This window comes from Corynebacterium sp. UMB10321 (genome assembly GCF_030228725.1).
Taxonomy (GTDB): domain Bacteria; phylum Actinomycetota; class Actinomycetes; order Mycobacteriales; family Mycobacteriaceae; genus Corynebacterium; species Corynebacterium pseudogenitalium.
The window spans coordinates 163,820-170,742 of record NZ_JASOZC010000004.1; the positions used below are offsets into that span (position 1 = coordinate 163,820).

Below are 6,923 nucleotides of genomic sequence, written 5' to 3' on the forward strand. Positions count from 1 at the left end.
AAGTCTATCAGGGTGTTTGGGAACTGAACCCCAGCTGCCTTCGCGGTCCTTGAACTGCGGGTCGAAGTCTATCAGGGTGTTTGGGAACTGAACCCCAGCTCATCCTTGTACTTGCGCGCTGTTGCGGGAAGTCTATCAGGGTGTTTGGGAACTGAACCCCAGCCTAGCCAGCGGCGCGCTGCGCGCCGGCAGAAGTCTATCAGGGTGTTTGGGAACTGAACCCCAGCGTTTATTCGAGGTGGTCATTACCACACCGAAGTCTATCAGGGTGTTTGGGAACTGAACCCCAGCAGATATACGAGCGCACGCCCACATTTTCGAAGTCTATCAGGGTGTTTGGGAACTGAACCCCAGCTCTCGCCCGGGCCGATGGTGCCCTTTCCGAAGTCTATCAGGGTGTTTGGGAACTGAACCCCAGCGGGGTAGTCAACACCACCCCCGCCGAACGAAGTCTATCAGGGTGTTTGGGAACTGAACCCCAGCTACTACGATGGCGAGATGGCACTGAAGAGAAGTCTATCAGGGTGTTTGGGAACTGAACCCCAGCTGGTCCGGACGGCTGTCCATTTCTTACAGAAGTCTATCAGGGTGTTTGGGAACTGAACCCCAGCACTGGTACCGATATGGGTTACGCCCTTAGAAGTCTATCAGGGTGTTTGGGAACTGAACCCCAGCGGGCTGCGCTCCACACATCGGCGGGGATGAAGTCTATCAGGGTGTTTGGGAACTGAACCCCAGCCATCGCAGCGACCGCAGCTGTCATCTCGGAAGTCTATCAGGGTGTTTGGGAACTGAACCCCAGCCTGGCATGCTCGACAAGTGGTCGGATGCGAAGTCTATCAGGGTGTTTGGGAACTGAACCCCAGCGGAAAGTGTGTCAAGCGGGCGCTTGACGGAAGTCTATCAGGGTGTTTGGGAACTGAACCCCAGCTCGGTGATGATCAGGCAGTCGCCGGTACGAAGTCTATCAGGGTGTTTGGGAACTGAACCCCAGCATCGCCTTTTCCATCCTCGCCGGGGTGGAGAAGTCTATCAGGGTGTTTGGGAACTGAACCCCAGCTCCACCACATTGAAGCGGTCTTGGAGGTGAAGTCTATCAGGGTGTTTGGGAACTGAACCCCAGCCCGAGCGGGCCTGGTAGTCAATGGGTTGGAAGTCTATCAGGGTGTTTGGGAACTGAACCCCAGCCGCGTGCGATAACCACGTCATGAGCATTGAAGTCTATCAGGGTGTTTGGGAACTGAACCCCAGCAATTGGCCAGGCGGAAACTCTCCACGACGAAGTCTATCAGGGTGTTTGGGAACTGAACCCCAGCCTTTCGGTATCGCTAGCGCTCTACCTCTGAAGTCTATCAGGGTGTTTGGGAACTGAACCCCAGCATTTAGTCCACGCCGAGCGCTCCGATTTGAAGTCTATCAGGGTGTTTGGGAACTGAACCCCAGCAGTCTGCCTGTAACAATGCCTTTGCCATGAAGTCTATCAGGGTGTTTGGGAACTGAACCCCAGCCTTGAACTCGATTGCCACGCAGACGGGCGAAGTCTATCAGGGTGTTTGGGAACTGAACCCCAGCGCGCAATACCAAGTTCACCGGCTGCTGAGAAGTCTATCAGGGTGTTTGGGAACTGAACCCCAGCGATCTTCCGTTTCTTCAATCATTGAAGAGAAGTCTATCAGGGTGTTTGGGAACTGAACCCCAGCATCGCCTTTTCCATCCTCGCCGGGGTGGAGAAGTCTATCAGGGTGTTTGGGAACTGAACCCCAGCATGCGGGTGTCGTGGAAATGTCGTGCCGGAAGTCTATCAGGGTGTTTGGGAACTGAACCCCAGCGTACGCGTGGGTGCTCGTGGTCGTGGCCGAAGTCTATCAGGGTGTTTGGGAACTGAACCCCAGCGTGCCGGTGACGGGTCGGAGCGGTATATGAAGTCTATCAGGGTGTTTGGGAACTGAACCCCAGCCAAGCCGCCTCGCCGCCGGTTGGGACTTGAAGTCTATCAGGGTGTTTGGGAACTGAACCCCAGCGTGGTGCAGCATGACAACGTCGGCCGATGAAGTCTATCAGGGTGTTTGGGAACTGAACCCCAGCGCGCAATACCAAGTTCACCGGCTGCTGAGAAGTCTATCAGGGTGTTTGGGAACTGAACCCCAGCCGCCGGGCGCTCGATGTGGCGCTCGAGCGAAGTCTATCAGGGTGTTTGGGAACTGAACCCCAGCCGTGGTCATGTCGGCGGGGGCAACGGGGGAAGTCTATCAGGGTGTTTGGGAACTGAACCCCAGCGTCGCGAAAGTCACGCGCTCGAATGATTGGAAGTCTATCAGGGTGTTTGGGAACTGAACCCCAGCGATGTGTTCAGCGGAGCTGACGTTGACGGAAGTCTATCAGGGTGTTTGGGAACTGAACCCCAGCTGGTTTTGCCGTCTGATTGCTTCAGGATGAAGTCTATCAGGGTGTTTGGGAACTGAACCCCAGCCGCGTTCGCTGATGGTGGCATCATGTCGGAAGTCTATCAGGGTGTTTGGGAACTGAACCCCAGCCTGTGGGAATCCCTACCCGACTGGCAACGAAGTCTATCAGGGTGTTTGGGAACTGAACCCCAGCAGTTGCAGGAGGCGGGCAAGCTGGACAGGAAGTCTATCAGGGTGTTTGGGAACTGAACCCCAGCATTGTTGACACGCCTGGTGACCAAGACCGGAAGTCTATCAGGGTGGTTAGAAACTGAACCCCAGCCCGCGCCCGCGGGGATGAGCCGATGAGGGCCAGTTTAACAGGCTTTTCAGCACCACCGCCCCACCCCCAACCAAAACAGCCCGCGCCGTACCGTAGTACCGCGCGGGCTGCCCCACCATGGGCCCCACCAGGCCCTTTAGGTTCGGGCCCCACCAGACCCGAAAGGAGGTCGTCACGCTGTTGCTGTCATCAGAGACTAGCAATGTGACAGGCAATGGTGACTGACCGCATTCCATGGTACCCGGTTGGCGCGGTGGGGGCGAAGTGGGCGTCGGAAAGCGAAAAGTGGGGCGCAAGCAAAAACGCAATTCTGTTCACAAAATCTCGAGCAAACTCATCATCACTACCTGTCCCCCTCCAAAAATGACGTCTACAATCAAACTTTCCAATTCCACGATCTGTAAAGGACCGCCCATGGATCTCGTAAGGCTCCTGCGCAGGCACGCGCGCCCATACCGCGGCGCGATTCTCGCGGTGGTGTTGCTGCAGGCAATCACGACTGCGGCGACGCTCTACCTGCCCAGCCTGAACGCAAAAATTATCGACGAAGGCGTCTCCCAAGGTGACGTCCCCTTCATCTGGCGTACCGGCGGCGTGATGTTGGCCGTGGCGTTTGTGCAGGTGATCGCGGCGTGTGCGGCCGTCTGGTTCGGCTCGAGGGCCTCGATGGGCACGGGCCGCGATATCCGCGAGGAAGTGTTTGGTCGGGTGTCGCGGTTCTCGGCGGAGGACATGTCGCACTTCGGATCGGCGACGCTGATTACGCGCGGGACGAATGACGTGCAGCAGGTCCAGCAGGTGTTCTTGATGTTCTTGAACTTTATGGTTGCGGTGCCGATCATGATGGTCGGCGGCGTGGTCATGGCGGTTCGGGAGGATCCGGGCATGAGTTGGCTGGTCGCGGTTTCTGTCGTTGTGTTGGCGGTGGTCGTGGCGGTGCTGATCGGCCTCCTCCTACCGTTGTTCCGCTCGATGCAGTCGAAGATTGACCGTATTAATGGCGTGCTGCGCGAGCAGATCGCGGGCGTGCGCGTGGTGCGTGCGTTTACGCGGGAGGAGTTCGAGTCCGAGCGTTTCGACGCCGCCAACGCCGACCTCACGCGGTTGAGTCTGAGGATCGGCAATTTGTTTGTGATGATGTTCCCGGTGATCATGCTGATCCTGAACCTGGCGACGGCGGCGGTCCTCTGGTTCGGCGGCCACCGTGTGGACGCGGGTGAGGTGCAGGTCGGGTCGTTGACGGCGTTCTTGCAGTACCTCCTACAAATCCTCGCCGCGGTGATGATGGGCGCGTTCATGGCGATGATGCTGCCGCGCGCCCTGGTGTGCGCCACCCGTATCACGGAGGTGTTGAAGCACGAGCCGTCGCTGATCGAGCCACCGGCCAGCGCAGCCGCCCCGACAAACAGCACCGTCACCTTCGAGGACGTGACCTTCACGTACCCGGGCGCGGAGGAGCCGGTGCTGGACGGCATTTCCTTCCAAGCCAACCCTGGCGAAACAACCGCGATTATCGGTTCGACGGGTTCGGGCAAGTCGACGTTGTTGGGGTTGATTCCGCGCCTGTACGCGCCGACGGGCGGTCGGGTGCTGGTTGGTGGTCGGGATGTGGCGTCGTTACGCCGTGCACAGCTGGTGGGCGCGGTGGCGATGGTGCCGCAGAAGCCGTATTTGTTCTCGGGGACGGTGGCGTCGAATTTGCGTGTGGCCAGCCCGGATGCGACGGATGAGCAGCTGTGGCGGGCGCTCGAGATCGCGCAGGCCACCTTCGTGGATGACCTCGAGATGCCGATTTCCCAGGGCGGCACGAACGTGTCCGGCGGGCAGCGCCAGCGCCTGTGCATTGCGCGCGCGATTGTGGAGCGGCGCGGCGTCCTCCTCTTCGACGACTCTTTCTCCGCCCTCGACATGACCACGGACGCGCGGCTGCGCGCAGCGCTGGCCGAGCACGTCGCGGACGCGACGGTGATCGTGGTGGCGCAGCGTGTCAGCTCGATCCAGAACGCGGACCAGATCCTGGTTCTCGACGCCGGCCGTATCGTTGCCCGCGGCACCCACGATGAGCTGCTGCAGTCCTCGCCGACGTATCAGGAAATTGTCCGTTCCCAGCAGACTGTGGAGGCAAAATAATGGCCGCGCACCAAAGCAAGGACCACGTCGAGTTGACCGACGAGGAAATCCAGAAGCTCGAGGGTTCCATGGACGGCCACTTCGGCGGCGCCCCGCGCTCCGCGAAGAACTTCTGGCCGTCCGCGAAGCGCCTGGTCGGCCTGCTGGCCCCGCACAAGGCGATGTTTGCCCTGGTGGTGGCGCTGGTGTGCGTGTCCGTCGGGCTGAATGTGTACGCCCCGCGCGTGATGGGCCACGCGATGGACGTCATCTTTTCGGGCGCGATCGGCGCCCACTTGCCGGCCGGCGCCACCCAGGAGCAGGTGATTGAGGGCCTGCGCGCAAACGGCCAGGACACCTTCGCGGACATGCTGTCCGGGATGGATGTGACCCCTGGTGTGGGCGTCGATTTCTCGCGCCTCGGCGAGCTGATCCTGGCGGTGCTGGCGCTCTACGTCGGCGCGAGCCTCCTGATGTGGCTGGAGGGTTTCCTGCTGAACCGCATGGTCATGCGCGAGATTTACCACCTGCGCGCCCAGGTGGAGGCGAAGCTGAACCGGGTGCCGCTGAGCTACTTCGACCGCGGCCAGCGCGGCGATATCCTGTCGCGCACCACGAACGACGTCGATAATGTGCAGCAGACGTTGCAGCAGGCGCTGTCGCAGGCGTTGCAGTCGGTGTTGATGGTGTTGGGCATCATGGCGATGATGTTTACGGTGTCGTGGCAGCTCACCCTCCTCGCCCTCGTCTCGATTCCGCTGACGGGCCTGGTGGTTGGGGTGATCGGCAAGCGGTCGCAGCGTCACTTCAAGCAGCAGTGGCGCGCAACGGGCCAGCTCAACGGGCACATCGAGGAGTCCTTCTCCGGCCACGAGGTGATCACGCTCTTCGGCCGCCAGGACGCCTCTCAAGAACTTTTCGACGCCCGCAACCACGACCTCTACACCGCCTCCGCCTCCGCGCAGTTCCTTTCCGGGCTCATGATGCCGATCATGCAGTTCATTTCCTACCTCTCCTACGTCCTCATCGCGGTCTTCGGCGGCCTGAAAGTCGCCAACGGTTCGCTCACGCTCGGCGCGGCGACGGCGTTCATCCAGTATTCGCGCCAGTTCAACCAGCCGCTCGGGGAGCTCGGCGGCATGGCCCAGATGGTGCAAAGCGGCGTCGCCTCCGCCGAGCGCGTCTTCGAATTCCTCGACGCCCCCGAGGAGCCCCGCGAGTCACACCCCACCCCCACACGCGCCTCCGGGCACGTCCAATTTATCGACGTCCACTTCTCCTACACCGACACTCCCCTCATCCAGGACCTCAACCTCGAGGTACAACCGGGCCAGAAAGTCGCCATCGTCGGGCCGACCGGAGCCGGCAAAACCACCCTGGTCAACCTGTTGATGCGCTTCTACGACATCGACTCCGGCCAGATTCTCCTTGATGGCGTCGATACGCAGTCGATGTCGCGCCAGGACCTGCGCAGCCAGGTCGGCATGGTGCTTCAGGACGCCACCCTCTTCGAAGGCACCATCCTGGAAAACATCCGCTACGGCCGCCTCGACGCCACCGACGAGGACGTCATCGCCGCCGCCAAAGCCACCCTTGTCGACCGCTTCGTGCACACCCTCCCCGACGGCTACCACACCGTCATCGACCAGGACGGCGGCGCCCTCTCCGCCGGCGAACGCCAGCTGATCACCATTGCGCGCGCCTTCGTATCGAAGCCGTCCCTGCTCATCCTCGACGAAGCCACCTCCAGCGTCGACACCCGCACCGAGCTGATGGTGCAGCACGCCATGGCCGCCCTCCAAGCCGACCGCACCAGCTTCGTCATCGCCCACCGGCTCTCCACCATCCGCGACGCCGACCTCATCCTGGTCATGCAGGACGGCCACATCGTCGAGCAAGGCGATCACGCCTCTCTCCTCGCCCGCCGCGGCGCCTACTGGGAGCTCAACCAGGCCGGCTTCTCCGAGGATTAAGCCCCTCGGTGGGTCCGCTGAGGCCCCTCGGAGGCCCCGCGCGCACCACATTCCCTCCCTGTCCCCCGCCGACCTGGGCTTTTCCAAACCCGGCTGCCGGAAAACCAGGAATCT

The 6,923-nt window shown here is 61.1% G+C and carries 2 protein-coding genes and 1 CRISPR repeat array (1 of these 3 cut by a window edge); both genes read left to right on the top strand.

What is annotated here, in order from left to right:
* Positions 1-2,727: a CRISPR direct-repeat array (repeat unit 36 nt; unit sequence GAAGTCTATCAGGGTGTTTGGGAACTGAACCCCAGC) (it extends 257 nt beyond the left edge of the window).
* Between the two features lie 414 nt (positions 2,728-3,141).
* Positions 3,142-4,857, top strand: a complete 1,716-nt coding sequence (locus QP752_RS06085; RefSeq protein ID WP_284804899.1) for an ABC transporter ATP-binding protein — start codon at positions 3,142-3,144, stop codon at positions 4,855-4,857.
* Complete coding sequence (locus QP752_RS06090; RefSeq protein WP_284804901.1) at positions 4,857-6,809, top strand: ABC transporter ATP-binding protein; 1,953 nt, start codon at positions 4,857-4,859, stop codon at positions 6,807-6,809. The genes QP752_RS06085 and QP752_RS06090 overlap by 1 nt, the downstream gene beginning before the upstream one ends.
* Positions 6,810-6,923: the final 114 nt, after the last annotated feature.